21 protein-coding genes and 1 pseudogene are annotated in these 24,163 nt (G+C 67.4%); 7 read left to right on the top strand and 15 right to left on the bottom strand.

Translation table 11 applies throughout. The annotated features are described in order from the left end of the window. The 5 genes and pseudogenes from ACILQR_RS01090 to ACILQR_RS01070 all read right to left on the bottom strand — a co-directional run. A pseudogene (locus ACILQR_RS01090) lies at positions 1 to 63 on the bottom strand (50S ribosomal protein L9); the annotation flags it as partial. A 1-nt stretch (position 64) separates the two neighbouring features. After that, on the bottom strand, positions 65 to 349 hold the full coding sequence (gene rpsR / locus ACILQR_RS01085; RefSeq protein WP_207932220.1) for a 30S ribosomal protein S18: 285 nt from the start codon (positions 347 to 349) through the stop codon (positions 65 to 67). Positions 350 to 361: 12 nt separating this feature from the next. After that, positions 362 to 745 carry a 30S ribosomal protein S6 gene (gene rpsF / locus ACILQR_RS01080; RefSeq protein ID WP_395649678.1) on the bottom strand — a complete coding sequence of 128 codons (384 nt, stop codon included), beginning with the start codon at positions 743 to 745 and terminating at the stop codon, positions 362 to 364. A gap of 577 nt (positions 746 to 1,322) precedes the next feature. Beyond that, positions 1,323 to 1,505 carry an MJ0042-type zinc finger domain-containing protein gene (locus tag ACILQR_RS01075; protein ID WP_395649677.1) on the bottom strand — a complete coding sequence of 61 codons (183 nt, stop codon included), beginning with the start codon at positions 1,503 to 1,505 and terminating at the stop codon, positions 1,323 to 1,325. Between the two features lie 83 nt (positions 1,506 to 1,588). Continuing rightward, positions 1,589 to 2,752, bottom strand: coding sequence for an N-acetylmuramoyl-L-alanine amidase (locus ACILQR_RS01070; RefSeq protein ID WP_395649676.1), 1,164 nt, complete (start codon positions 2,750 to 2,752; stop codon positions 1,589 to 1,591). A 516-nt stretch (positions 2,753 to 3,268) separates the two neighbouring features. Here ACILQR_RS01070 and ACILQR_RS01065 point away from each other — a divergent pair. From ACILQR_RS01065 to ACILQR_RS01055, 3 genes are all read left to right on the top strand, one after another. After that, complete coding sequence (locus ACILQR_RS01065; RefSeq protein ID WP_395649675.1) at positions 3,269 to 5,998, top strand: Rne/Rng family ribonuclease; 2,730 nt, start codon at positions 3,269 to 3,271, stop codon at positions 5,996 to 5,998. Positions 5,999 to 6,119: 121 nt separating this feature from the next. Beyond that, positions 6,120 to 7,607: a M48 family metalloprotease gene (locus tag ACILQR_RS01060; protein WP_395649674.1), complete on the top strand. Its 1,488-nt coding sequence runs from the start codon at positions 6,120 to 6,122 to the stop codon at positions 7,605 to 7,607. 16 nt (positions 7,608 to 7,623) lie between these two features. Continuing rightward, positions 7,624 to 8,415, top strand: a complete 792-nt coding sequence (locus tag ACILQR_RS01055) for a thioredoxin domain-containing protein (protein WP_395649673.1) — start codon at positions 7,624 to 7,626, stop codon at positions 8,413 to 8,415. 170 nt (positions 8,416 to 8,585) lie between these two features. Here the strand turns inward: ACILQR_RS01055 and ACILQR_RS01050 are convergent, their stop codons facing one another. The 10 genes from ACILQR_RS01050 to ACILQR_RS01005 form a co-directional block, all read right to left on the bottom strand. Next, entirely contained in the window at positions 8,586 to 10,277 is a 1,692-nt protein-coding gene (locus ACILQR_RS01050) for a hypothetical protein (RefSeq protein ID WP_395649672.1), read from the bottom strand. 66 nt (positions 10,278 to 10,343) lie between these two features. Continuing rightward, on the bottom strand, positions 10,344 to 10,901 hold the full coding sequence (locus ACILQR_RS01045) for a tryptophan-rich sensory protein (RefSeq protein ID WP_395649671.1): 558 nt from the start codon (positions 10,899 to 10,901) through the stop codon (positions 10,344 to 10,346). 56 nt (positions 10,902 to 10,957) lie between these two features. Next, positions 10,958 to 11,458, bottom strand: a complete 501-nt coding sequence (gene bfr / locus ACILQR_RS01040; RefSeq protein ID WP_395649670.1) for a bacterioferritin — start codon at positions 11,456 to 11,458, stop codon at positions 10,958 to 10,960. Positions 11,459 to 11,650: 192 nt separating this feature from the next. After that, the gene (gene mnmA / locus ACILQR_RS01035) at positions 11,651 to 12,877 is read right to left on the bottom strand and encodes a tRNA 2-thiouridine(34) synthase MnmA (protein WP_395649669.1); all 1,227 of its coding nucleotides are present in this window, start codon (positions 12,875 to 12,877) and stop codon (positions 11,651 to 11,653) included. 30 nt (positions 12,878 to 12,907) lie between these two features. Continuing rightward, positions 12,908 to 13,279 carry a type II toxin-antitoxin system RelE/ParE family toxin gene (locus ACILQR_RS01030; protein ID WP_395649668.1) on the bottom strand — a complete coding sequence of 124 codons (372 nt, stop codon included), beginning with the start codon at positions 13,277 to 13,279 and terminating at the stop codon, positions 12,908 to 12,910. Then, entirely contained in the window at positions 13,246 to 13,476 is a 231-nt protein-coding gene (locus tag ACILQR_RS01025) for a type II toxin-antitoxin system ParD family antitoxin (RefSeq protein ID WP_395649667.1), read from the bottom strand. The genes ACILQR_RS01030 and ACILQR_RS01025 overlap by 34 nt, the downstream gene beginning before the upstream one ends. 108 nt (positions 13,477 to 13,584) lie before the next feature. Beyond that, the gene (locus tag ACILQR_RS01020) at positions 13,585 to 13,869 is read right to left on the bottom strand and encodes a DUF1153 domain-containing protein (RefSeq protein WP_271144668.1); all 285 of its coding nucleotides are present in this window, start codon (positions 13,867 to 13,869) and stop codon (positions 13,585 to 13,587) included. A 173-nt stretch (positions 13,870 to 14,042) separates the two neighbouring features. Next, positions 14,043 to 15,515 (bottom strand): flagellar hook protein FlgE, encoded by a 1,473-nt coding sequence (gene flgE, locus ACILQR_RS01015; RefSeq protein WP_395649666.1) that lies wholly within the window; start codon positions 15,513 to 15,515, stop codon positions 14,043 to 14,045. A gap of 12 nt (positions 15,516 to 15,527) precedes the next feature. Then, the gene (locus ACILQR_RS01010; RefSeq protein WP_395649665.1) at positions 15,528 to 16,277 is read right to left on the bottom strand and encodes a flagellar hook assembly protein FlgD; all 750 of its coding nucleotides are present in this window, start codon (positions 16,275 to 16,277) and stop codon (positions 15,528 to 15,530) included. Between the two features lie 2 nt (positions 16,278 to 16,279). Further along, positions 16,280 to 17,863 carry a flagellar hook-length control protein FliK gene (locus ACILQR_RS01005; RefSeq protein WP_395649664.1) on the bottom strand — a complete coding sequence of 528 codons (1,584 nt, stop codon included), beginning with the start codon at positions 17,861 to 17,863 and terminating at the stop codon, positions 16,280 to 16,282. Positions 17,864 to 18,236: 373 nt separating this feature from the next. Here ACILQR_RS01005 and flgK point away from each other — a divergent pair, with 373 nt between their 5' ends. The 4 genes from flgK to ACILQR_RS00985 all read left to right on the top strand — a co-directional run bounded on the left by flgK (position 18,237) and on the right by ACILQR_RS00985 (position 24,070). After that, entirely contained in the window at positions 18,237 to 20,357 is a 2,121-nt protein-coding gene (gene flgK / locus ACILQR_RS01000; protein ID WP_395649663.1) for a flagellar hook-associated protein FlgK, read from the top strand. After that, positions 20,357 to 21,286, top strand: a complete 930-nt coding sequence (locus ACILQR_RS00995; protein ID WP_271144662.1) for a flagellin — start codon at positions 20,357 to 20,359, stop codon at positions 21,284 to 21,286. The genes flgK and ACILQR_RS00995 overlap by 1 nt, the downstream gene beginning before the upstream one ends. A gap of 61 nt (positions 21,287 to 21,347) precedes the next feature. Further along, positions 21,348 to 22,589, top strand: a complete 1,242-nt coding sequence (locus tag ACILQR_RS00990) for a putative DNA modification/repair radical SAM protein (RefSeq protein ID WP_395649662.1) — start codon at positions 21,348 to 21,350, stop codon at positions 22,587 to 22,589. Next, positions 22,589 to 24,070, top strand: coding sequence for a UdgX family uracil-DNA binding protein (locus ACILQR_RS00985; RefSeq protein WP_395649661.1), 1,482 nt, complete (start codon positions 22,589 to 22,591; stop codon positions 24,068 to 24,070). The genes ACILQR_RS00990 and ACILQR_RS00985 overlap by 1 nt, the downstream gene beginning before the upstream one ends. Positions 24,071 to 24,163 lie beyond the last annotated feature (93 nt).

The following is a 24,163-nucleotide window of genomic DNA, read 5'->3' as shown; positions in this document are numbered from 1 at the left end:
GACGGTGACGACGTCGCCGATGGCGCCGAGGTTCTCGACGCGTTCGAGCAGAACGACCTTCATCTTATTTCACCACGTAAGGCAGGAGGGCCAGGTAGCGAGCGCGCTTGATGGCCTTGGCCAGTTCGCGTTGCTTGATCTGGGAAACGGCGGTGATGCGCGAGGGCACGATCTTGCCGCGTTCGGAGATGTAACGCTGCAGCAGCTTCACATCCTTGTAGTCGATCTTCGGCGCGCCTTCGCCCGAGAACGGGCAGACCTTGCGGCGACGATAGAAGGGGCGACGGCCGGCGGCGCCGGAACCGGCGGGGGTGCCGGGGACGTTGCGGGGAGCGGTGGTATCGGTCATGTGATCTGATCCTTACGCTTCGACCGCGGCGTCTTCACGCGCGGGACGTTCACGGTCGCGCTCACGCTCGCGTTCGCGGCGGGCGAGCAGGGGCGACAGTTCCAGGTCGAGTTCCTCGACCTTGACGGTCAGCCAGCGCAGCACGTCTTCGTTGATGCCCAGCTGACGCTCGACTTCGGCCATGGCGGCCGGAGGGGTGTCGATGGCGAGCAGGGAATAGTGCGCCTTGCGGTTCTTCTTGACCCGGTAGGTCAGGTTGCGCAGGCCCCAGTATTCGATCTTGGCCACCGAGCCGCCGCCGGCGACGATGATGTCCTTGATCTGGTCATTGAGGGCTTCGGCCTGTTGCGCGCTGATATCCTGGCGCGACATGACCGTGTGCTCGTAAAGAGCCATGGGTTCGTCTCCCTTGTAGGACATCGGCGCCTGCGGACCGGGTAAGTCGCGCCTGCGATGGCTCCTGAAGCGGCGGCCGGAATGACTTCCCGAACCCTTTGGTGTTCCGCATCAGGACCGAAGCCCTGGAAAGCGGGGGCCTATAGGGGAAAAGGGGCGGAAGGGCAAGGAGGAAGGGTGGGTGCCAATCGTGCCTCAGCTTGAAAGCTGAGGTTGGCGACGTGATGCGGTGAAAAGAAAAACACATGCGGCAATCACACAGGCGATAGCGACCAACTTTAGTGGCACATCGACATAATAGGCTGTGTCGCCGCCAATCCGGCAGAGGGCACCTGGCTGGCAAGCAACCGAATGCTTGAACAGCTCTAACTCTGCGTGCTGGATTGCGAAGGGTAACCCGGCGCTCAACACAGAGAAAAGTCGGAGAGAAGTATCACCACGGCGAACAACACGCCGGTCCCGATCGCCATCCATCGCAGCTCATGCGGCGTGAGACGTTTCCACGCATCGACCATGGCTTCTCGTTCCTTGTAAGAGCTAAGCTGTCTTGAGAAGATTTTGCCAAGATCGTCGGTGCTTATGCATCCCTTGTCGTCCCATCCTGAACAAGCCGGTAGTGTGGGATGCGTGAGCTGCTCCAGCTATCCATCTCTTGGCCGCAACTCCGGCAGATAAAGTTGTCCTGATCCCGGAACGCGACCTTGTGATAGGTCACTTCGTAGATCGCTCCACAGTGAGGGCAGGTGGCTTGGTCGCTCATCCCGGTTGTATAGCCTACGGATGGTCAAAGCGCGACCGTTCCGAAGCTATGGATCGCTACCTCGCTGGACAGGTAGCTGCCCGTCAGAGCCCGCCCGCGCCGACGCCGGTCGAGGCCAGCTGGAGGTTGGCGGGGGGTTCGCGGAAATAGCGGTCGATGCCTTCGGCGACGGCGCGCATCAGGCGGCGGCGGCGGGTGGCATCGCCGAGAGCGCGCTCGTCGTCGGGATTGGTGATGAAGCCCATCTCCAGCAGCACCGCCGGGACGTCGGGGGCCAGCAGGACGGCCAGGCCGGCGTCGCGGTGGCTGCGGCGCAGCAGGGGCTGATCGGCGGCCTCGATGTGGGTCAGCAGGACGCGGGCGAACTGGGCCGAGCGGTTCTGGGTCGCACGCTGGGTCATGTCCAGAAGGATACGGTCCACCGACGGGTCGCGGCCCGGCAGGCGCAGGTCGCGGTGCCAGTCGTCGCGCCGCGTGACCTCTCGTACCGCGCGCGACGCCCCCTGTTCGGACAGGGTGTAGACGGAGGCGCCGCGCGTGGCCGGATCGGCCCCGGCGTCGGCGTGCAGCGAGATGAACAGGTCCGCGTCGGCGGTGCGGGCGATGCGGACGCGCTGGTACAGATCGACATAGGTGTCGTTGGCGCGGGTCAGCTGGGTGCGATAGCGGCCGGTGGCGTCCAGCTCGGCCTTCAGCGCCAGGGCGGCGGCTAGGGTCAGCTCGCTTTCGCGCCGGTGGGCGCCGAGCGCGCCGGAATCGCGACCGCCGTGGCCCGCGTCGATGACGATCAGGGGCTTCTGCGCGCTGCGTTCCATACGGGGAGCGACCGGGCGGGGGTTGGCGGGACGGGGGCCGGTGGCCTTCAGATCGACGACATAACGCCAGGTGGCGACGCCGTCGCCGGGCGGCAGCAGGAAGCGACGCTCGATCTCGGCGGCGCTGGCCAACTGCAGTTCGACGCGAGAGGCGGTGCCGACGGCATCGACCTCATAGCCGCGCACCAGGCCGGAGCCGGCGCCGGACAGGTTGCGGCGGGGCGCGACGCCGGACAGGGTCAGGACCACGCTGCCGTTAACGCCGGTCTCGACCACCGCGCCGCGCGCCGTGCCGCCAAGATCGACGACCACCCGGGTCCGCTCGGCGTCGCCGCCAAATCTCACGCGCAGGACATCGGCCGCCGCGCCGGCGAAACCGCGCCCGCCGACGAACAGGCCGGCGCACAGCACGACCAGGGCCATGGCGGTCATGGCCCACTCGCGAGCCCCCCACCGTGCGATTTCCGAACGCCACCGACCGTACATTCTGACGGACACCCACCTTCTTTGTTGGAGCCACGATGACAGAGGGCGGTGTGGAATGCGTTAAGCGGCGAGCGGAGGGCGACAGATCGGCGACGTTCGCCTTTCCTTATCCCCTGACAATGCCTATGCTTTGTCTGCTCGCGGAAACGTCCGCGTCGGCCGATCTGATCGGGCCCCGACGCGTCCACCTCCGCCGGCTTCGACTTTCACCTATCCTAGACCCGGCCGGCGTTCGCGCCGACGGATCGAAGACCGGGCCTTAAGACGCTGCCCCTATCACGGCGCGTCCGGGTCCAGGACCGACTGAATCCATGGGTCTTTTCGCCTGCGCTCCCATCCGGCCGGAAACGGCCATCGTCGAGAGATTCGACGGGAAGACGCTCGCCCTGGCCTGCAATCCCATTCGGCGAGCCGCCCTTGTCCTCCAACGGACCGGCAGAGCGCGCCAGAGAGAAATTCCCAATGTCAAAGACTATGCTGATCGATGCAGCGCACGCCGAGGAAACTCGGGTCGCCATCGTGGACGGACGCCAGGTCGAAGAATTCGACTTTGAATCCAAGACGAAGCGCCAGCTTCGCGGCAATATCTATCTCGCCAAGGTCACCCGCGTAGAGCCCAGCCTTCAGGCCGCCTTCGTCGAGTACGGCGGCAATCGCCACGGCTTCCTGGCCTTCAACGAGATCCACCCCGACTACTACCAGATCCCGGCCGCCGACCGCGAAGCCATCATGGCCGAGGCGGCGTCGGCTGATGATGACCAGGACGACGAGCACGCTCGTGATTCCGACGACGGCGATTCCGAAGGCGGGATGGCCGAGGAGGAACGCCTGAAGCGTCGCCTGATGCGGCGCTACAAGATCCAGGACGTCATCCGGCGTCGCCAGATCCTGCTGGTGCAGGTCGTCAAGGACGAGCGCGGCGGCAAGGGCGCGGCCCTGACCACCTGGCTGTCGCTGGCCGGCCGCTACTGCGTGCTGATGCCCAACACCGGCAAGGGCGGCGGGATTTCTAGGAAGATCACCCAGGCCTCGGACCGCAAGCGTCTGAAGGCGGCGGCCTCGGCGCTCGACGTGCCGCGCGGCATGGGGCTGATCATCCGCACGGCCGGCGCCAAGCGCACCAAGGCCGAGATCAAGCGCGACTATGAATATCTGCTGCGTCTGTGGGAGACGATCCGCGAGACGACCCTGGCGTCGAATGCCCCGTCCCTGATCTATGAGGAAGAGAACCTCGTCCGGCGCGCCGTGCGCGACATGTTCGACAAGGATTTCGACGGCATCCAGGTCGAGGGCGTCGAGGGCTTCAAGGAGGCGCGCGACTTCATGCGGGTGCTGATGCCCTCGCAGGCCAAGAAGGTGCATCTTTATCAGGGCTCGCGGCCGCTGTTCGCGGCCAACGGCATCGAAGAGGTCCTGACCGGGATCCACCAGCCGGTGGTGACGCTGAAGTCCGGCGGATATCTGGTGATCAACCAGACCGAGGCCCTGGTGGCCATCGACGTCAACTCGGGCAAGGCGACCAAGGAACGCAACGTCGAACAGACCGCGTTCAAGACCAACTGCGAGGCCGCCGTAGAGGCCGCCCGCCAGCTGCGCCTGCGCGACCTGGCCGGGCTGGTGGTCATCGACTTCATCGACATGGACGAGTCCAAGAACAACCGGACCGTCGAACGCATCCTGAAGGACGCCCTGTCGGAAGACCGCGCCCGCATCCAGATGGGACGCATCTCGCCGTTCGGCCTGATGGAAATCAGCCGCCAGCGCCGCCGCCTGGGCGTGCTGGAAGGCGCCACCGAAATCTGTCCGCATTGCCGGGGCGCAGGCCGGGTCCGTTCGGCTGAATCCGCTGCCCTGATGGTGCTGCGCGCTGTCGATATCGAGGCCGGCAAGAACGGGGCGGGGTCGATCAACCTGCGCGTCTCGACCGCCGTGGCGCTGTATATCCTGAACCACAAGCGCGACTATCTGCAGCGCCTGCTGGAGCGGCGGGGTCTGGCCGTCATCATCCAGATCGACGACAGCCTGGGCCAGGGCGACAGCGCCATCGAGCGCACCGAGACCAACGAGGACTTCGTCGTCGTCAACCCGGCCGAGGGCCTCGACCTGAACGACGACTTCGACGACAGCGCCTATGACGACGAGGACGAAGACGAGGACGACGACGACATCCTCGACGACGAGGACGAGGTCCAACTGGACCGCGAAGATGGGGACGACGATGCGCCGCGTGAGCGGGCCGAACGGGTCGAGGGCGGTCGTGACCGCGATCGTGGCCGGGGTCGCAAGCGCCGTCGCGGCGGACGTCGTGACGAGGAGGTCGCCGTGGTCGGTGACGCCGATGCGGTGGAGGCGCCGACCCTGGTCGTCGGCGACGACGACGACGACTCCGAGGCGGGCCGCAGGCGTCGTCGCGGGCGTCGCGGCGGACGTCGTGTCCGTGAGGACGGCGATGGCGCGGGCTCCTTCTTCTGGGTGCGCGGCCGCACGCCTGACCTGAACGACCCCTATGTCTGGTTCGACCCGATCAACCCCGAACCCCGCGCCGAGCGGGCTCCGGCCATGGTCTCCGACGGTCCTGCGGCCGATGTCGAGGAGCTGATCGGCGAACGGCCGGAGGGCGAGATCGCCGGCGATCGTGACGGCGGGCGTTCGCGTCGGCGTCGTCGCGGACGGGGTCGCGGCGAACGCACGGCCCAGCCGCATGACCTGAAGGTCGAGGCGCGCGCCACCAACGAGGGGATGCCGGCCGACGGTTCGCCCGACTCGCCGATGGCCGTAATGGTGTCGCCCGACGCCGATCCGGACGCGCCGGCGGTCCCGGCCGAGCCTCAGCGCCGGCGTGTGCGGCGCAAGCCCGCGAGCGCCTCGGCGGCGACGCTCGACGTCGATCTGGATACCGGCGTCGAACCCAATGAGGCCGAGCCGGTCGGCGAACCCGTCGTTCTGGACGTCACCCCGGCCGAGGCCGAGGCCGAACGGATCGAGGACGTCGTCGAGGCTCAGGCCGAAGCGGCGGTCGAGGTCGAAGCAGAGCCGGTGGCCGAGCCTGAGCCGGTCCATGTCGAGCCCGAACTGACGGTCCACGCCCCGGCTCCGAAGCCCGAGGCGGACCTGTCGGCGATCATCGCCAACGACCCGGCCCAGATCGCCGCACCCCCCGAGAAGCCCAAGCGTGGATGGTGGCGTCGCTGATCGCCTGCGCCTAGATTGAACGAGACGGAGCGCGTCGCCGCAAAAGGGTCACTGATCCGGGCCAGCGTCGCGCTCCGACCCCGTCGCCGGACCCTACCGGCGCGACAATAGGGAGTTCTGCTTGAACCGACTGGCGCGCCTTGCATCATCCCTGACCGCCGCACATCGGCGGACGGCGAAGCTCGGCGTCGGTCTGGCCGCGATCGCGGTCGCCCTGACCCTGCCGGCGCAAGCCTCGGCCCAGAGCGCGATCCGCGACACCGAGATCGAGGGCATCATCCGCGAATGGTCGGATCCGGTCTTCGTGGCCATGGGTCTGAACCCCGAAGAGGTCGAGGTCCTGCTGATCAACGACCCCAGCCTGAACGCGTTTGCGATGCGGGGCCGGATCATGGGGCTGAACACCGGGCTGATCCTGGAAACGGATACGGCCAACGAACTGCTGGGCGTCGTCGCGCACGAGGCCGGCCATATCAAGAATCGCCACCTGTTGCGCGACGGGGCGTCCAATGCCGGGATGCAGCCCTTCCTGATGACAATGGCGCTGGGGGCGCTGGCCGCCGCCGTCGGACAGCCGGGGGCGGGGGCCATGCTGATGGCCAACAGCCAGTATTTCGGCACCCTGGGCGCGCTGCGCTACATGCAGAGCCAGGAGGGCGAGGCCGATATCTCCGGCGCGCGGGCGCTGGAGGCCGCCGGCGAAAGCGGCAAGGGGCTGGTCGATTTCTTCGAGAATTTCCGCTCGCAGGAGGTGTTTTCGGACGCCCGGCGCTATCCCTATTTCCGCAGCCACCCCCTGTCGGGACAGCGGATCGAGGCCCTGCGTCGGCCGGTCGAGGCGATGTCCAACTATAGCCGTGCCGACAGCCCGGAACGGATGGCGCAGCACGCCCTGATCCTGGCCAAGATCCACGCCTTCATGGACCCGCCGAACGCGACCCTGCGCGACTATCCGGCCTCGGCGACGGACTATCCGAGCCGATATGCGCGGGCGATCGGATACTACCGCGACGGCCAGACCGACCGGGCCATCGCGGGCGTCGACGCCCTGCTGGCCGAAAAGCCGGACGATCCGTATCTGTGGGAACTGCGGGGCCAGATCCTGTTCGAGGACGGCAAGCCGGCCGACGCCATCGGGGCCCATGAAAAGGCCGTGTCGCTGAAGCCCGACGCGCCGTTGCTTCGCGTCAACCTGGCCCACGCCCTGATCGAGACCAATGATCCGGCCAATCTGGATCGGGCCATCGACGAGCTGAAGCGGGCGGTGGCGCGCGAGGACGACAACACCCTGGCCTGGCGTCTGCTGAGCCAGGCCTATGCGTCGCAGGGCAAGGAGGGCGAGGCGCGGCTGGCCTCGGCCGAGTACTGGTTTGCGGTCGGCGACGACCAGCAGGCGACTCAGTTCGCCCTGAGGGCCCGGCCGCTGCTGGACAATCGCTCGATCGAATGGCGGCGGGCGATGGATATCGTGCTGGCGTCCGGGGCGACGATCCAGGACGTCAACGACCTGGACGCCCGCGACGCGCGGCGTCGGCCGTCCACGATCGAACCGACCAATCCGACACTGAGCCTGCCGCCGCCGCGCCCCTCCGCCAGCCCGGCCACCTGACACCGACGGACCCTGAATGACCGACGACCTTCCCCCCGCCGAGCCGGGCACCAGGCCTGCGCGGCCCGCCCTGATGCGCTGGCTGTCCGGACGCAGCGTGCTGGCCCTGGTGGTGTCGGTGATCGCCCTGGGGTTCGCGGCGGCGCCCTATGTGTCGCCCGACCTGTTCGGATCACGGGTCCGGGCCTATCTGCTGGCCCACCCTGAGGTTCTGGACGAGGCCGTGACGGCGCGTCAGGCCAATGAGGACCTGGCCCGGGTGGCCCAGACCAACGCGGCCATCGCCGCCAACCCCGCCTTCCTGCGCCCGGATCCGGCCGATCCCAGCGTGGGGCCCGAGAACGCGAAGGTGACGGTGATCGAGTTCTTCGACTTCCGCTGCCCGGGCTGCAAGGCGGTGGCCCCCGACTATCTTCGGCTGGTGCGGTCGAGGTCGGGCGTACGGTTCGTGTTCAAGGACTGGCCGATCCTGGACCGGGGCGACGGCCCGCCGGTGTCGCAGTATGCGGCGCGGGCCGCCATCGCGGCGAACAAGCAGGGCAAGTACCTGGAAGTCTATGAGGGGCTGATGGCCGAGCGGGCCCTGACGATCGAGAGCGTGGATCAGGTGCTGGTCGCCGCCGGCGTCGATCTGGCGCGGGCCAAGGCGGACATCGCCTCGCCCGAGACCAACCGCCACATCGCCGACATCCACACCACGGCCCTGCTGTTCAAGCTGACGGGGACGCCGACCTTCATCATCAACGGCAAGATGACGGCGGGGATTTCACCGGAAGAGGTGGCGCGGGCGATCGACGCAGCGGAATGATCTTCCTTCTCCCCTTGCGGGAGAAGGTGGCAGCCAAAGGCTGACGGATGAGGGGTCACTCAGACGTCTAAATTTGCTTCAGGCGCTTGACCCTCACCGGCCTCCCAGGCGGCACCCCTCATCCGTCTCGCTACGCGAGCCACCTTCTCCCGCAAGGGGAGAAGGAAGACTTAGGCCAGCCCCAGCGTCATCTCCCCGCCGATCCACTCCACGCGCGATTGCCGCGTGGCCTCGGCAGCAGCGGTGGGGTTCCCGAGCGCCGTCTCGGCCTGGGCGAGGACGAAATAGCTGTAGGGGTCGGCGGGCCAGTCCTTCAGCAGTTCCTCGATCTTGGCCTTGGCCCCGGCGGCGTCGCCGGACGCCAGCATGGCGGCGGCCAGGCTGCGGCGGGTGGGGTACCAGATGATGGGCGGGTCGCCGCCTTCGGAGTCCTGGGCCTGGATGGCGGCGGCGCGGGCGTAGGCGGCGATGGCGGCGGGATGGTCGCCCGCGATCATGGCGGCGCGACCCTCCAGCACCTTCTGAAACAGTTCGATGAAGTCCTTGATGTCCCTGGCCTGGGGGGCGGTGTCGGGGATGGTGGAGCGCAGGGCGGCCATGGCCTCGGCTTCCTGGCGGACGGCCGCGGCGTCTCCCCGGCGTGCGGCGGCCTCGCCACGGGCGTAGCGCCAGGATGTGCGCAGCAGGGTGTTGGCGGCGGGCGGTTCCTTGAGCGCGGCGACCCGGTCCTGATCCGCGAACCGGCCGTAGATGGCGTAGGCGTCGTTGGCCATCAGCTGACGCCAGGCATTGTCCGGCGCGATGTCGGGGTAGGTCGACAGAAAGCTGTCGGCCAGGGTCAGGCCGTCGGTCGCCCCGCCGGCCATCAGGGCTCCGCCCATGCCGAAATGGAGGTTGTGGGCGTGCAGCGGCTTGCCGTGGATGCCGTCGGGCGAGTTCGCCAGCTCGACGTACTTCCGGTCCAGGGCAACGGCCTCGACGTTGGAGCGCATGGCGTCCCGGTAGCGGCCGACGCGGTAGTAGGTGTGCGACGGCATATGGACCAGGTGGCTGGCCCCGGGCGTCAGTCGGGCCAGACGCTCGCCGTAGGGAATGGCCTTGTGCGGGTCGTCGGACCATTCGGTCAGGTGGATATAGAGGTGGATCGCGCCGGGGTCGTCGGGGGCGCGGCCCAGGGTCTGTTCCAGGATCGTCATGGCGCGGGTGATGCCGGGGTCGGCGGCCTTGCCCTCGTCGTCCCACCATGCGTCGGCGTTGAGCATCCAGGCGTCGGCCGTGGTCGCGGCGACCAGAAGGTCGGCGGGGTTGCGCAGGGCCAGCCGGTCCATGGTGCGGGCGAAGCGGCGGCCCCGGCTGTATTTCATGCCCGAGTACCGCTGGATCAGGGCGTCGATCATCTGTTTCTGGAGCGGGGTGGCGTCGCGGGCCAGACGGCGGGCGTCGCGGGCGGCCGTCAGCGCGGCACGCTGGGACGCGTCGTCGGTGCCGCCGCCGTTCAGGTTCGGCCCCAGGGCCCAGGCCTCGCCCCAGGCGCACATGCCACAGGTCGGATCGAGAGCGCGGGCCTTGCGGAAGGCGCGGACGGATTCCGTGTGCTCGAAGGCCCAGCGCAGGCGGACGCCGTGGTCGAACCAGGCCTGGGCCTGAGGCGTCGCATCGACGGCGTAGGTGGCCGGGCCGAAGCCGGGGACCATGACCATGGAGGTCACGGGGTCCGTCGTCATCGCCGATCCGGCCCGGCCGCAGACCTGAGGGTTGTCGATCAGGGCCAGGGCGGCGGCGTCAGCGGTCGCATCGGCGACGGCAGCAGGGCCGGCCAAGCAGACGGCGGCGGCTGTGAAGGCCAGAAGTTTCAATCGCATCGCCCGCTCCCGATCTGCGCGGGCATCTTGACCCCTCAGGTCCCGGTTGCCAAGGCGGCCGAGGCGTCAGTGGAGGGTGGCACCGGTCCTGTGCTCGGTCTTGCGGCCGATGAAATTGGCGAAACGGACGCCGGCGCCGGTGGGGGCGGCCAGCTTGCCGGCGCTGTCGTCCAGCCTGCGGGCCTCGAAGGCGAAGGCGGCGGCGAGGCCGGCGGACGAGACGGCGGCGGCGACCTGGCCGAAGCGGGAGGCGGGGCGCAGGCCCAGCCAGACGGCGTTCACCGTCTGGGCGGCGAACCACAGACCCATGGCCAGGGACCGGTTGGGGCTGGTCGGCGCGTTCCAGACCCGCACCGCCGAGAGAGTCGTCGCCGAGAACACAGCGGGCAGGATCAGGCTGAAGGCTCCGCGTGGCCGCTCCATCACCGGGGCCGAGCGATGGCGCAACTGCCGGGTAGTCCGGGGCTGGGTCGGGGTGCGGGACGCCAGGGCCGTGGCCAGGAGGGCGAACCCGACGGTAACGATGATCCCGCCGACGACGTGGCCCGTGCTGCGCCCCTCGGCATTGAGAAGGTCGGTCGCCCGGTCGCTGAGGTCGTCGAAAACGTCGTCGATGTCGGTCATGGTCTCGCTCCCAGCCTGCCCGAGACGCTAATGACCCTGGGCCGCCGCGGTTCCGCTCAGTTGCCGGTGGCGGACTTGTCCGGGCTGATTTCGGTCATGGCGGACTGCAGATAGTTCTGCTCGCCGAGCTGGGCGATCAGGATGTTCTGGGTCTCGAGGAAGTCGATATGCTCCTCGGTGTCGGCCAGGATGGCGGTCAGGATCTGACGGCTGATGTAGTCACCGGCAGCCTCGCACTGGGCGATGCTGGGGATCAGGGTCTCGCGCCCGCCGATTTCGAGGCGCAGGTCGGCGTTCAGGCATTCGATGGCGTTCTCGCCGATCGCCAGCTTGTGCAGGTCCTGCATGTTCGGCAGGCCGTCCAGGAAGAGTACACGCTTGATCAGCATGTCGGCGTGCTTCATCTCGCCGATCGACTCTTCGTAGATGATGTTGCCGAGGTGTTTCAGGCCCCAGCTCTCGAACATGCGGGCGTGCAGGAAATACTGGTTCACGGCCGTCAGCTCATTGGTGAGCACCGTGTTGAGCAGGCGGATGATCGCGGGATCGCCCTTCATGGCCGTGGTCCTTCGTCTCGGTTCGGCGGGATCGAGGAGGCGATTCCGCTGGATGGCATCCTGTAGCACAGGAAACCGGGTCGTGGGGTCTTGCGAGTTTTTATCAGTCGAGCCGAGAATGAGTTGCAGTGTTCGCCGCAGTTGACGTCTGGGTATTGAGTATTGATCGCAACGCCGACTGACGTGCGAATATCAGGCGACTGACGTGGTGGTCGCGATGAATCCCCCGCCCAGCAGGCGGTGGGGGTCGGCCGGATCATAGAGGGCGCAGGCCTGGCCGGGGGCGACGCCTTCCTCGCCCGTGTCGAAGGCCACGCCGACGACACCGTCGGTCAGGGTCAGGCGGGCGGGCGAGGGGGGACGGGTCGAGCGGACGCGGGCCAGGACGGGAGCGCCGACGGCGGCAGCGGCCTCGATCGATGCCTCGTCACCCAGCCAGTTGGTTTCGTCGAGTGTAAGCGCGGCGGTCAGCAGGGCCTCGCGCGGGCCGACGACGACGCGGCGATGCTCGGGATCCAGCCGGGTGACGAACAGGGGCTCGCCAACCGCGACGTTCAAGCCCCGGCGCTGGCCAATGGTGTAGTCGGTGATGCCCGCGTGGCTGCCCAGGACGCGGCCGTCCATGTGGACGATCTCGCCGGCCTCGCGACCTTGCGGACGCAGGCGATCGATCAGGGTGCGGTAGTCGCCGTTGGGGACGAAACAGATGTCCTGGCTGTCGGGCTTGGCGGCGATGCGCAGCCCCAGCGCGGCGGCGACGCCCCTGACGGCGGGCTTTTCCAGACCGGCCAGGGGGAAGCGCAGATAATCCAGCTGGTCGCGGGCGGTGGCGAACAGGAAATAGGACTGGTCACGCGAGGGGTCGATCGCCTTGCGCATCTGGACCCCGCCGTCGGCGGTGACGGCGCGCCCGACATAGTGGCCCGTCGCCATGGCGGCGGCACCCAGATCGCGGGCGACGTCCAGCAGGTCGCGGAACTTCACTGTTTGATTGCAGCGGATGCAGGGCACGGGTGTCCGTCCGGCCAGATAGGCGTCGGCGAACTGATCGATCACGGCGTCGCGGAACCGGCTCTCGTAGTCGAGGACGTAGTGGGGGATGCCCAGGGTCTCGGCGGCGAGGCGGGCGTCATGGATGTCCTGACCCGCGCAACAGGCGCCCTTCTTCTTGAGCGCCGCGCCGTGGTCGTAGAGTTGCAGCGTGACGCCGACGACATCGTAGCCGGCCCGGTGCAGCAGGGCCGCGACCACGGTGGAGTCCACCCCACCCGACATGGCCGCCACGATGCGGCTGCCGACCGGCAGGCCGACCGCCGCGCGCGCGGCCTCGACCGCCGCATCCATGTCGGGGACGGCGATCTCGGGCAGGGGGCAGAGGGGCTCGGCCAGAATGTCGGCGGCGGGGGTCATCGCGGCCATATAGTCGCAAAGCCGCGCGATTTCGAGGCGTCAGCGGAGATAGGAAGGCAGGTCCATGCTTTCGTGCAGAACTTTCACCACTCTGATCTGATCATTCCTCACCTTAAAGGCGATCCAATGTCGAGGTGATCGCACCAGTCGTTGAGGCCGCAAGACGGAGCGCAGGTGATAGAGCCTTATACCGGTCTGAAGCTCAACGTCGGTTCTGACACCAGGACGGTTGGGATCATTTCTGATGTCGATGAAGGCCGAAAACAGCAGAGCTTCGTACTTCTCAGCTCGGACTTCGCCAAACCGCTGACGGCTGAAAGTCAGCAGGCTGTCTATATCCCGCTGCGCCGTTGCCGAGATTGCGAGCCTGAAGTCTGTCAGGCTGCTTCTCGCCCCAAAGTCTTGAGCCAAGCTTCGACGTCGTCAACCTCTACAAAATGCCCTGACTCGAAATCGTCCAGACCTTCCTGAATGGCGTCGCGAAGGCGCAGAAGTCGTGCATCGTCCTCGCGCATGATCTCCAAAGCTGCTTCGACGACTGCACTGCGATCCGAATAGCGACCGGTCTCGACGAGACCGTCGATGAACTCGCGCATCTGATCGGGCAAGGTGACATCCAGGCTTTGCATATCCGGAAGGTAACCTCACTGAGGCGAAACGACAACGGCCGCGCCCGTTGCGGGGCGCGGCCGTATGCCATTGTCTTCGGGGAGAGATTAGGAGCGGTAGCTCTGGATGCGCGTGGTGCGCAGGCCCTGCATGCCCCATTTGTCGATCGCCTTCTGCCAGGCGATGAACTCCTCGGCCGTCAGCCGGTACTGGCTCAAGGCGTCCTCAAGGCTGAGGAGACCGCCGCGCACGGCGGCGACGACCTCGGCCTTGCGGCGGATGACCCATCGGTCGGTGTTGGGGGGCGGAAGATCCCGCAGAGTCAGCGGGGTGCCGGTCGGTCCAACCACGTATTGTTCGCCTTTTCCGTTCAGGCGTCGCTCTTGCAACATGGGCTTTTGCCTCATTCACCACCACATTCGTGACGGTCAATGTACCCAGTCGCACCTAAAGGCCGTTTAAGCGTCGTGGTGAAGGAAAGGATAAAATCCAGACCCTCGAAACGACGTCGAACGACAGTATTAAAGCGACGATTCATTGAGACTAACGATTACTTACCGGGAGATCAGCGTTTGATGCTGATCAGTTCGGCCAACATCTCGTCGGCCGTGGTGATGATCTTGGACGAGGCCGAATAGGCCCGCTGGGTGGTGATCAGGCCGGTGAACTCGGCCGACAGGTCGACGGTCGAGGCCTCCAGCTGTGACGCGCCGACCAGGCCGGCACCGCCAGTACCGGGGGCCTTGAGGTTGTAGGTGCCCGAGCCCTGGCTGACGCGGAAGGCGTTGGCATTGGCGGCGGTCAGACTGTCGGGGCTGGGGAAGGTGGCCAGGGCGACCTGGGCGATCTTTCGGGTCACGCCGTTGTCGAAGATGGCGGTGACGAAGCCGCTCTCGTCGATCTCGATGTTGGACAGGTTGCCGAAGGCGGTGCCGTTGGTGATGACGGCCTGGACGACCGAGTCCGAGTCGTACTGGCTGAGACCGCCGGCCGAGGCGTTGAGGTCGAAGGTCACGATCTGGTCGTCGATCCCGAGGCCATCCGCCCATTTGACCTCGCCTGCGCCGGGTGCGGCGTTGTTGGAGGCGCCGAAGGTCAGGGAGGCGGTGGTGACGTCGGGGAACAGGGCGGCTGCGCCGAGGGCGGTCATGGCGTCGACGTCCAGGCGGCCGTCCTGGGTGAAGGCGATCAGGCCGGTCTTGAGCTGGCCATCGGTCAGGGGGGTGCCGGTGATCACGTCGCCGGCCGGCACGGCGCGAACCTCGGCGTACCACTGGTTCGGCGTCGCGCTCTTCAGGAAGGAGATGGCAATGGTGCGCTGTCCGCCCTTGGAGTCGGACACGGGGACGGTGAGTTCGAAGTCGGGCTTCACGCCCGCGCCGGTCTCGGGATCGTATTGCGCCATGGAGTTGGTGGTCGGGTCATAGCGACCGGCTGCGGCGGGGTCGGCCGGGTTTGCGGCGAAGGCGGCGGCGGCCGTGGCCTCGGCCGAGACGGCCTGGCTCGACTTCAGGTTGGCGTTCAACTGGGCCCGGGTCGTTGCCTCGGCCGTACCGCCGACGGAGCCGACGTTGATCGCCTTCAACTTGCCGAGGTCGGAGGGGTCGGTGAGGATGACGCCTTCGGAATCGACCGGCCAGCCTTGGAGGTAGAGGCCGGCGGTGTTCTTCAGGTAGCCGAAGTTGTCGACCCGGAAGGCACCGGCCCGGGTAAACAGGCGCGCGTCACCGGCGTCGATGCCCTCGGCCCGTTCGGTGGTGACGAAGAAGCCCTGGCCCGAGATGCCGAGGTCGGTGGACTCGGTCGTGCGCTGGAGCTGACCAGCCTGGGTGATGAAGTTGCGGGTGTTGGACAGGACGCCGCCGGCCGAATAGCCGGTGCCGCGCGACTGGGAGTTGACGACGGTCGAGAATTCCGAGGCCGTGCGCTTGTAGCCCACGGTGTTCACGTTCGCGATGTTCTGCGAGATCGCGGCCAGGGCGGCGGAGTTGGCGGTCAGGCCGGACACACCGGCGAGGAGGGCGCTGTTGATGCTCATGGCGTGGGGTCCTTACGAGATCAGTTTGAGGGGGTTCAGGTAGGAGGCGGCGGAGGAGACCGCGCTCAGGGCCTTGGCGGCGGCGCTGGGTTCAGCCTCCGCCGTGTGTTGTTGCAGAGAGATGACCGCGCTCATCGGCACGATGGAGTTGCCGACATTGAGGTAGGCCTGGCCGTCGTACATCTCGACGCCGGTGACCTGGCCACGGGTCAGGACCTGGCTGGAGATGGTGTTGGTGCCGTTGTTGGCAGTGACCTTCAGTGTATAGACGCCGCCGTCCGACAGCTGGCCGCCGGCGGTGGTCTTGCCGTCCCATGTGAAATCGTGGACGCCTTCCTTCAGCTCCGAGGCCTGACCGGTCCAGACCACCTTGCCGGATCCGTCGAGGACTTCGAGCTTGGCGGCGGTGGCGTCGGCACCGAGCTCGTAGCTCCAGTTGGCCTCGCCGTCGGTAAGCTTGTCGGCGGCCCAGACGGCGGTGACGTCCTTGCCGATGTAGTTGGAGCCCTGGCCGAGGCCTGAGCCGCTCTGTGCCGCGAGAAGGCTGGTGAGGAGGTCGTTGGTCAGGAGCTGTTGCTGGACCCCCGTCATCTGGGTCAGCTGTTCGGTGAACTGCGAGGAGTCCATCGGCGACAACGGATCCTGGTTCTTCAACTGGGCTGTCAGCAGGGTGAGGAAGGTGTCGAAATTCGTCGCCAGGGACGTACGCGCCGCGTCCGTCTTGGCGGTGGCTGTGGTTGTGTCGGTAACGGACGCGACCATGGTCAGACTTTCAGATCGACGCCGCGGGGCGTCAGCGAGAGGGAGGTCCAGGCGGCAGGGGCAGGCGTGGAGAGGTCGGCGTCGGCCGCGATGCGGGACGCCGAGGCGAAGGCGCGGCCCTGGCGACGGTCGAAGCCGCCACCGGACGAGGACTGGCGCTCGGCGAACTCCAGGCCGTCACGGGCGATGGTGAAGCCGGCGTCCTGAAGCTCGCGCCGCAGGTCATCGACCCGGCCGCGCAGTTCGGTGGCGGCCAGGGGGTTGTCGAAGGCGAGCCGGGCGGCGAGTTGTCCCGAGGCGTCGATCTCGAGGCTGACATCGACGCGGCCGAGGCCTTCGGGGGTCAGGCCCATCTCGAACCGGGTGGAGCGGCCGGCGAGGGTCTTCGAGATCTGGGCTGCGATCTGAGCCGTGGTGTCGATTGTGGCCTGGGACAACAGCGACAGGGTCGAGGCCTGGGCGGTCACGGCCGTCGAGGCGGGTGCCGAAGACGGCTGGGCCAGGTTGGCGGCGGGGGGCGTGGCGGTCTCGACCGGTTCAACGGACGGCGCGAGCGGTTGCACAGGGCCTTCTGCGGGTTTGGCGGAGGCCGGGGCGACATCGGACATGGCCTTGCCCGCGTCCGGTGACGTCCTGGACGTCGCGCCTTCAGGCATCTGGGAAGGCGAGGTCTCTGACGACTTTGCCTCGGACGACTTCGTCTCGGTCGGACCGGTCTTGCTCAGAGGCGTTTCGGTCGGAAGAGTGTCCTTGCCAGCGACTGTCGGCTCGGACGCGGTCAGGGTCTGGTCACTCCTGGACGGGTCACGCTTGGCGACCGGGGCGGAGACCTGTTCCGGTGCCAGCGTCAGCAGGGTCTGGGTGGGCGAGACGTTCAGGGCGGCGAGGGCCTGGGCGGCGGCCTGGGCGGCGGTCGCGGTCGGGCTCAGAGCGGATGTGTCGGGCGAGGCGTCAGTCGGCGCGGCAGGAGCCTCAAGCCGCGCGCCGTCAGCTTGCCCTTGCTCGGCAGGCGCAAGGCTCGCCTGGTCGGGCGTCGTGGCTGTCGGCAAAGGGGCGGCGGCCTGGGTGTGCCGATTGGCGGCGTCATCCGACGCTGCCGACTTGACGGACACGGCGACGGGCTCTGGCAAGAGAACGACAGCCGGCTGGGGCGACGCGGCTGAATCCGACGCGGACTGGTCGGTGTCGGCGGCCTGGGTCCGGGAGGACAGGTCGGATGCGCCGATGGTCGTCTCGGGATCGGCCGGCGGTTGATCCTCGCTCTCGGCTGCAGCGGCCGGAACGTTCGCATCCGTCTCCGCCGTACCGGTGCTCTCGACGGCTGTGCCGCCCGCAGCCAGACGGGGCTGGAGGGCGAAGGCGACGGCGGCGGAGACCAGGGCATGGACCTGATTTGGGGCCGCGACGGGCGTGGCGGGCTCGGCCGAGGTCGTCGTTGAAGCGGCAGGCGGGGCGGTGTCCGCAGCCGCAGTCTCGACGGCGACCATACCGGCGAAGGCACTGTCGTCGGCAGGCGCGACGGAGCCGGTGTCGCCGCTGGGGGCGGCGATGGCGGTCGGCATGGCGAGGAGGACGGCAGCGGACATGAAGCGGCAGGCTGTTTCGGCTGGAGGCGGGGCGGCGCCTGCTGCGCCTGGGTGTTCCAGTCCGACCTCGCAAGCGGCGGGCCAGTTCGTTTGCCTTTGTATTTGTTCGTGAAATCAGGCTGGAGGCGTAGACGGGTCGTCCGTCGTCGTGGCGATTCTTGCCGCGTCTTCGCGTTTTTTGCCCGGCGACGCGGTGCCGGGTGCATCTGGCCCGCCGCTTGCGCACCTGTCGTCTCATGCAACAGGCGCGATTAGCCATATTCAAGGAATTCAAGGCCCTGGCGGTCATTGAACACACCGTCGCCGGGCAAGAAGCGCCGCGCGGTCGGAAGGGCTTGCCGGGCGCCGACGTGGCCATGGTGGAGGCGATCCCATGTCGCTGAGTTCCATCATGAACATCGCCAACTCGGGGCTGTCCGCCGCACAGACCCAGTTGCGCGTGGTTTCGGACAACGTCGCCAACGTCAATACGCCCGGCTATGTCCGCAAGATCGCCGAGCAGGTCTCGCTGACCACCGAGGGCGTGGGGTCCGGCGTGGAGGTCGCGCGGGTTCGTCTGGCCACCGACCGGTTCCTGCAATCCGCCAGCCTGAACGCCAGCGCCGACTCCAACCGCCAGGGCGTGCGCTATGAGCTGTACGACCGTATCCAGACCCTGTTCGGCGATCCGGGTGGCAACAGCGGCTTCTTCTCGCAGGTCGACGGGGCGTTCGCGGCGTTTGCGACCATGGCCGAAAGCGCCGGCTCCTCGCCGCTGCGTCAGGAGGCTTTGTTCAAGGTCGAGGCCCTTTTCGACGAGGCCACACGTATCTCGAGCCAGATCCAGTCGGTGCGTGAGGATGCAGACGGCCGGATCCAGACGGCGGTCGAGAAGGCCAACGGCCTGTTGCAGCATATCGAGACCCTGAACGTCGACATCGCGCGGGCCACCGTAATCAACGGCGACGCCTCCGGCGCGGAAACCCAGCAGGCGTCCCTGATCAGCCAGCTGTCCGAGCTGATGGACGTCAAGGTGTCTCAGCGCACCAACGGCGGGGTGTCGATCCGGAGCTCTGCGGGCCTGTTGCTGGCCGGGCAGGGGGCGGCGACGCTGGAGTATCGCAGCGCCGGCGCGGTCAACGCCGAGAGCACCTTCGAGGACGTCTGGGTCACCGAGCCGGGCGGCCAGAAGCGGTCGTTCACCGACGCGCTGAAGAGCGGCGAGATCAAGGGCCTGCTGGAACTGCGGGACATCGAGGCACCGGCGACGGCGGAGCGGCTGGCCGAACTGGTCACCCGGGTCGCCGATGAGCTGAACCGCGCCCACAATGCCAACGCCAGCGTGCCCGCGCCGACCACCCTGACCGGACGCAATGTCGGCCAGACACTGGAGACGGCCCTGACCGGGTTCACCGGCCAGACCACGATCGCAGTGACCAACACATCCGGCGTGATCCAGGCGCGGGCCGACATCGTCTTCTCCGGGGCGTCGATGACGGTGAACGGGGTCGGAACGACGCCGGCGAACTTTCTGACGACCCTGAACGCCCAGCTCGGCGGGGCGGCGACGGCGTCGTTCGCGAACGGGGTGCTGAGCCTGAGTGCGACCGGGACCAACGGCGTGGCCATCGCCGACGACGCGACCTCACCCTCCAGCAAGGCCGGGCGCGGGTTCTCGCACTATTTCGGGCTCAACGATCTGGTCACGACCGATCGGATGGCCCTGTACGACGTGGGCCTGACGGGGACGTCGCAGCACGGGTTCACGGCGGGCGAGACCGTCACCTTCCGCTTCGCCGAAGAAGGTGGAGGGCGGCTGCGCGACCTGACGGTCGCCGTGCCGGCGGGCACCGGCACGATGTCGGAACTTCTGACGGCGCTGAACAGTCCGGTGACCGGGGTCGGCCGCTATGGCGCGTTTGTCCTCGACGGGACGACGGGCGCGGTGACGTTCCAGGCCTCGGGATCGCCGCCGGCCGTGGTTTCGGTCGCCGAGGACACCACGACACAGACCCCCTCCGGTGTTTCGCTGACCGAGTTGCTCGGCGTCGGGGCCGGGGTCCGGTCGTCGCGGGCCGACGGGTTCGCCCTGAGGACCGACATCCGCAACAATCCCGGCAAGCTGGCCCTCGCCCAGTTGAACCTGACTGCCGCAGCGGGTGCGACGGCCTTGAGCGCGGGGGACGGGCGAGGGGCCCTGGGTCTGGCCGACGCGGGCCGGAGATCGGCGAACTTCCAGGCGGCGGGCGGGTCGGTGGGCGGGACCCAGTCGATCGCGCGATATTCCGCAGACCTGTCCGGCGACATCGGCGCGCGTGCCGCAGCATCCAAGACCCGGGCCGAAAGCTCGCAGGCCATCCAGACCGAGGCGGCGGCCCGTCAGTCGGCCTACGAGGGCGTCAACCTGGACGAGGAACTGGTCAAGATGACGACCTATCAACAGGCCTTCAACGCCTCGGCCCGGCTGATCCAGTCGGCCAAGGACATGTATGACGTCCTTCTGGGGATGGTGTGATGAATCGCGTATCGACCCCCGGCAACTATCAGTCGGCCCTGCTGAACCTGATGAACGCCCAGGCCCAGCAGACGGACGCCCAGACCCGCCTGTCGACCCAGAAGAACGCCACCGACATGGCCGGTTTCGGTCGCGGGGCAGAGAACCTGACCACACTGAAGGCCGCGACCAGCCGGGTGCAGTCCTTCCTCGATACCGGCGAAGCCGTCGCCGCCAAGCTGGCGACCCAGGACCAGGCGCTGAACCAGATCAACGACAGTATCGGGACCGCCCGGTCGGCGATCGGCAGTGTGCTGGCCTCGGAGTCGGCCGATGTGCTGATGCTGGAGCTGCGCGGGCAGTTCCAGTCGATCCAGAACGGGCTGAACGCCGAACACCAGGGTGTCTATCTGTTCGGTGGCGGCAACACCGGTCAAGCCCCAGTCAATGTCTCGACCATGGCCCAGCTGGCGGCGGCCCCCGACGTGGCTTCGACCTTCGACAACGACAGCCTGACGCCGGTGTCGCGGTTGGGCGAAGGGCGGTCGATCCAGACCGGCTATCTGGCCGAGGACATCGGCACCGCCATCTTCCAGATCTTCCGCGACATCCAGGCCTATAACGACGATCCGGCCACGGGCCCGCTGACCGGCAAGCCGACGGAGGCGCAGAAGGACTTCCTGACGGCCCAGTTGAGCCGTCTGGACGCCGCCAGCACCGACACGATCGAGGTGATCGCCCGCAACGGCTCACTGGCCAAACAGGTCGAGACCACCAACGCCAGTCATCAGGGTCAGGTGGAAACTCTGGATGCCATGGTGGCGTCCAAGACAGACGCCGATCTGGCGCGGGCCCTGACCGACCTGCAACTGTCACAGGTGGCGGTGCAGGCGTCGGCCCAGGTGCTGAGCAAGCTGGGCGAGTCGTCGCTGCTCAACTACCTGCGATAAAAGCGAAAAATCCCGAACGGCCACGCTGGACCCGAACGTGTTTCGGGAACATATAGCGAACATGGCTCAACTCGATCTGCGACAGAAGCTGGCCGTTCTGGCGGATGCCGCCAAATACGACGCATCCTGTTCGTCGTCCGGGACCTCGAAGCGCAACTCGATCGGCGGCAAGGGGATCGGTTCGACCGAGGGGATGGGCATCTGTCACGCCTATACGCCGGACGGGCGATGCGTGAGCTTGCTCAAGATCCTGCTGACCAATTTCTGCATCTACGACTGCGCCTATTGCATCAACCGGGTCTCGTCGAACGTGCAGCGGGCGCGGTTCACCGTCGACGAGGTCGTCGAGCTGACGCTGAACTTCTACAAGCGGAACTATATCGAGGGGCTGTTCCTGTCGTCGGGGATCATCCGGTCCGGCGACTATACGATGGAGCAACTGGTCGAGGTGGCGAGGAAGCTGAGGGTCGACCACGACTTTCGCGGCTATATCCATCTGAAGCTGATCCCCGAGGCGGATCCCCGGCTGGTCGAGGCGGCGGGTCTGTATGCGGACCGGCTATCGGCCAATATCGAGCTGCCGCGTGAGGAGGCTCTGAACCGGCTGGCCCCGCAGAAAAGCATGGGCGTGATCAAGAAGGCGATGAGCCAGGTCCGGCTCGGCGTCGAGGCCGCGCGGCCTGGCAAGCGCGATCGGATCAAGCCGCCGAAATTCGCACCCGGAGGCCAGAGCACCCAGCTGATCGTGGGGGCTGACGGGGCGCCCGACAGCGAGATCCTGGATCGCAGTGCGTCGCTGTATGGGGGCTATGTCCTGCGCCGGGTCTATTATTCGGCCTTTTCGCCCATCCCGGATTCCAGCTCGACCCTGCCCCTGTCGAAGCCACCGCTGATGCGCGAGCACCGGCTGTATCAGGCGGACTGGCTGATGCGGTTCTATGGGTTTTCGGCACCCGAGATCGCGGGGGCGACGACGGGCGGGATGCTGGATCTCGCCGTCGATCCCAAGCTGGCCTGGGCATTGAACAGCCGGGCGGCGTTTCCGGTGGATGTGAATACGGCCGATCGTGAGGTGCTGCTGCGGGTGCCGGGATTGGGCGTCAAGTCGATCGACCGGATGATCCGGGTTCGACGATACAGGACCCTTAGGCTCGAGGACGTGGCGCGGCTGTGCCGGGGGATCGACAAGGTGCGGCCGTGGATCACGGCGCTGGACTGGTCGCCGGGCGGGCTGACGGATGCGGCAGACCTGAGGGCGCGGCTGGTCAAGGAACCGGAGCCGGTTCAGCTCACTCTGTTCTGATGCGGGTCGCGACGCTCGAGCACGAGACGGATTTCGACGGCTGGCGCACGGCGGCGCGGGCGTTCCGGCTGGCAGGGGTGAGGCCGGACGAGGCGATATTTCGGGTTGCTGGTTCCGACCGTCAGGAGGGACTGTTCGACACGCCCTCCGCTCATCCCGGCTTTCGCCGGGATGTGCGGAAAGAGAATGGTTTTTCGGTCCCCAAGGCCTTCGTTGACGTGGCGCAGCAGGTGATCCTGCATCGGTCGGCCGATCGGTTCGACCTGATGTACCGGCTGCTGTGGCGGCTGCGTGACGAGCCCGATCTGATGAAGATCGTCTCCGACGTCGATGTCGCCGACGCGATAGAGCGGGCCAAGAACGTCAGTCGCGCCAGTCACAAGATGAAGGCCTTCGTCCGGTTCCGGGAGGTCAGGGACGAGGCGGGCGAGGCCTGGGTCGCCTGGTTCGAGCCCGCGCACCGGGTGCTGGAGAAGACCGCGCCCTTCTTCGTCAACCGGTTCACGACCATGCGGTGGTCGATCCTGACGCCGGATGGATCATGCTTCTGGTCCCCGCCTGGCGCGGGGATGACAAAAGAAGATGCGGGCCTGTCGTTCGGGCCGCCGGCCAGCGCCGCCGATGCGCCGCAGGAGGACGAGATCGAGGCCTTCTGGCAGACCTATTATGCCTCGACCTTCAATCCGGCTCGGCTGAAGACCCGAACCATGCAGGGCGAGATGCCCAAGCGGTACTGGAAGAACCTGCCCGAGGCGAAGCTGATCCCCGAGCTGATCGCGGCCTCGGCGGTCCGCACCGAGACCATGGTGGCGACGGCCCCGTCGGAACCCAATCCCCGGCTGGCCAAGGCGATCGCGCGCGCGAACCGTGACGGGTCGTTCGAGGAAGGGTTCGTTCCGTCCAGCCTGGAAGAGCTGCGTCACGGGGTTCAGGCCTGTCGCCGTTGCCCCTTGTATCGCGATGCGACGCAAGGGGTGTGCGGGGAAGGGCCGGCCAGGGCGAAGCTGATGATCGTGGGCGAGCAGCCGGGGGACCAGGAGGATCTGGCGGGGCGGCCGTTCGTGGGGCCGGCAGGGCAGGTGTTGAATGCGGCGCTGGAGGAGGCGGGGATCGACCGTGCCGAGGTCTTCGTCACCAATGCGGTCAAGCATTTCAAGCATGAAGCACGCGGCAAGCGGCGGCTGCACAAGACGCCGGTTGCGTCCGAGATCTCGGCCTGTCGCTGGTGGCTGGATCACGAGCGTCGGCTGGTCAGGCCCAGGGTGGTGCTGGCGCTGGGAGCCACGGCGTCGCTGGCCGTGCTGAACCGCAAGGTGGCGGTGACCCAGGTGAGGGGTCAGCCCATGCCACTGGAGGACGGATCGACGGCCACGATCACCGTCCACCCTTCCTATCTGCTTCGTCTGCCGGATGAAGACGCACGGTTGCGCGAGCGGGCGGCCTTCGTCAGTGACCTGAAACGCGTGCGGGCCGCTCTGTGACGACTTGCGGTGGGCACGGCCGGACCTTAACCATCGGGCCATGTTCGTAAGTTCGGCCACCCCATGGGCGTTTGCGCCGGCCTCGGCTAAGGG

The organism is Brevundimonas sp. (genome assembly GCF_044239655.1).
GTDB lineage: Bacteria > Pseudomonadota > Alphaproteobacteria > Caulobacterales > Caulobacteraceae > Brevundimonas.
This window is presented reverse-complemented; position numbering and strand designations above follow the sequence as displayed.

Bases quoted from the DNA above. Each gene is read 5' to 3' on its own strand.
- ACILQR_RS01005 (WP_395649664.1), bottom strand. From the start codon at position 17,863: ATGTCCGCTGCCGTCCTCCTCGCCATGCCGACCGCCATCGCCGCCCCC.
- ACILQR_RS01070 (WP_395649676.1), bottom strand. From the start codon at position 2,752: ATGACCGCCATGGCCCTGGTCGTGCTGTGCGCCGGCCTGTTCGTCGGC.
- ACILQR_RS01055 (WP_395649673.1), top strand. From the start codon at position 7,624: ATGACCGACGACCTTCCCCCCGCCGAGCCGGGCACCAGGCCTGCGCGG.
- ACILQR_RS01045 (WP_395649671.1), bottom strand. From the start codon at position 10,901: ATGACCGACATCGACGACGTTTTCGACGACCTCAGCGACCGGGCGACC.
- ACILQR_RS01020 (WP_271144668.1), bottom strand. From the start codon at position 13,869: ATGTTGCAAGAGCGACGCCTGAACGGAAAAGGCGAACAATACGTGGTT.
- ACILQR_RS01075 (WP_395649677.1), bottom strand. From the start codon at position 1,505: ATGAGCGACCAAGCCACCTGCCCTCACTGTGGAGCGATCTACGAAGTG.
- ACILQR_RS00990 (WP_395649662.1), top strand. From the start codon at position 21,348: ATGGCTCAACTCGATCTGCGACAGAAGCTGGCCGTTCTGGCGGATGCC.
- ACILQR_RS00995 (WP_271144662.1), top strand. From the start codon at position 20,357: ATGAATCGCGTATCGACCCCCGGCAACTATCAGTCGGCCCTGCTGAAC.
- flgE (WP_395649666.1), bottom strand. From the start codon at position 15,515: ATGAGCATCAACAGCGCCCTCCTCGCCGGTGTGTCCGGCCTGACCGCC.
- bfr (WP_395649670.1), bottom strand. From the start codon at position 11,458: ATGAAGGGCGATCCCGCGATCATCCGCCTGCTCAACACGGTGCTCACC.
- mnmA (WP_395649669.1), bottom strand. From the start codon at position 12,877: ATGGCCGCGATGACCCCCGCCGCCGACATTCTGGCCGAGCCCCTCTGC.
- ACILQR_RS01010 (WP_395649665.1), bottom strand. From the start codon at position 16,277: ATGGTCGCGTCCGTTACCGACACAACCACAGCCACCGCCAAGACGGAC.
- ACILQR_RS01050 (WP_395649672.1), bottom strand. From the start codon at position 10,277: ATGCGATTGAAACTTCTGGCCTTCACAGCCGCCGCCGTCTGCTTGGCC.
- flgK (WP_395649663.1), top strand. From the start codon at position 18,237: ATGTCGCTGAGTTCCATCATGAACATCGCCAACTCGGGGCTGTCCGCC.
- rpsF (WP_395649678.1), bottom strand. From the start codon at position 745: ATGGCTCTTTACGAGCACACGGTCATGTCGCGCCAGGATATCAGCGCG.
- ACILQR_RS01065 (WP_395649675.1), top strand. From the start codon at position 3,269: ATGTCAAAGACTATGCTGATCGATGCAGCGCACGCCGAGGAAACTCGG.
- ACILQR_RS00985 (WP_395649661.1), top strand. From the start codon at position 22,589: ATGCGGGTCGCGACGCTCGAGCACGAGACGGATTTCGACGGCTGGCGC.
- rpsR (WP_207932220.1), bottom strand. From the start codon at position 349: ATGACCGATACCACCGCTCCCCGCAACGTCCCCGGCACCCCCGCCGGT.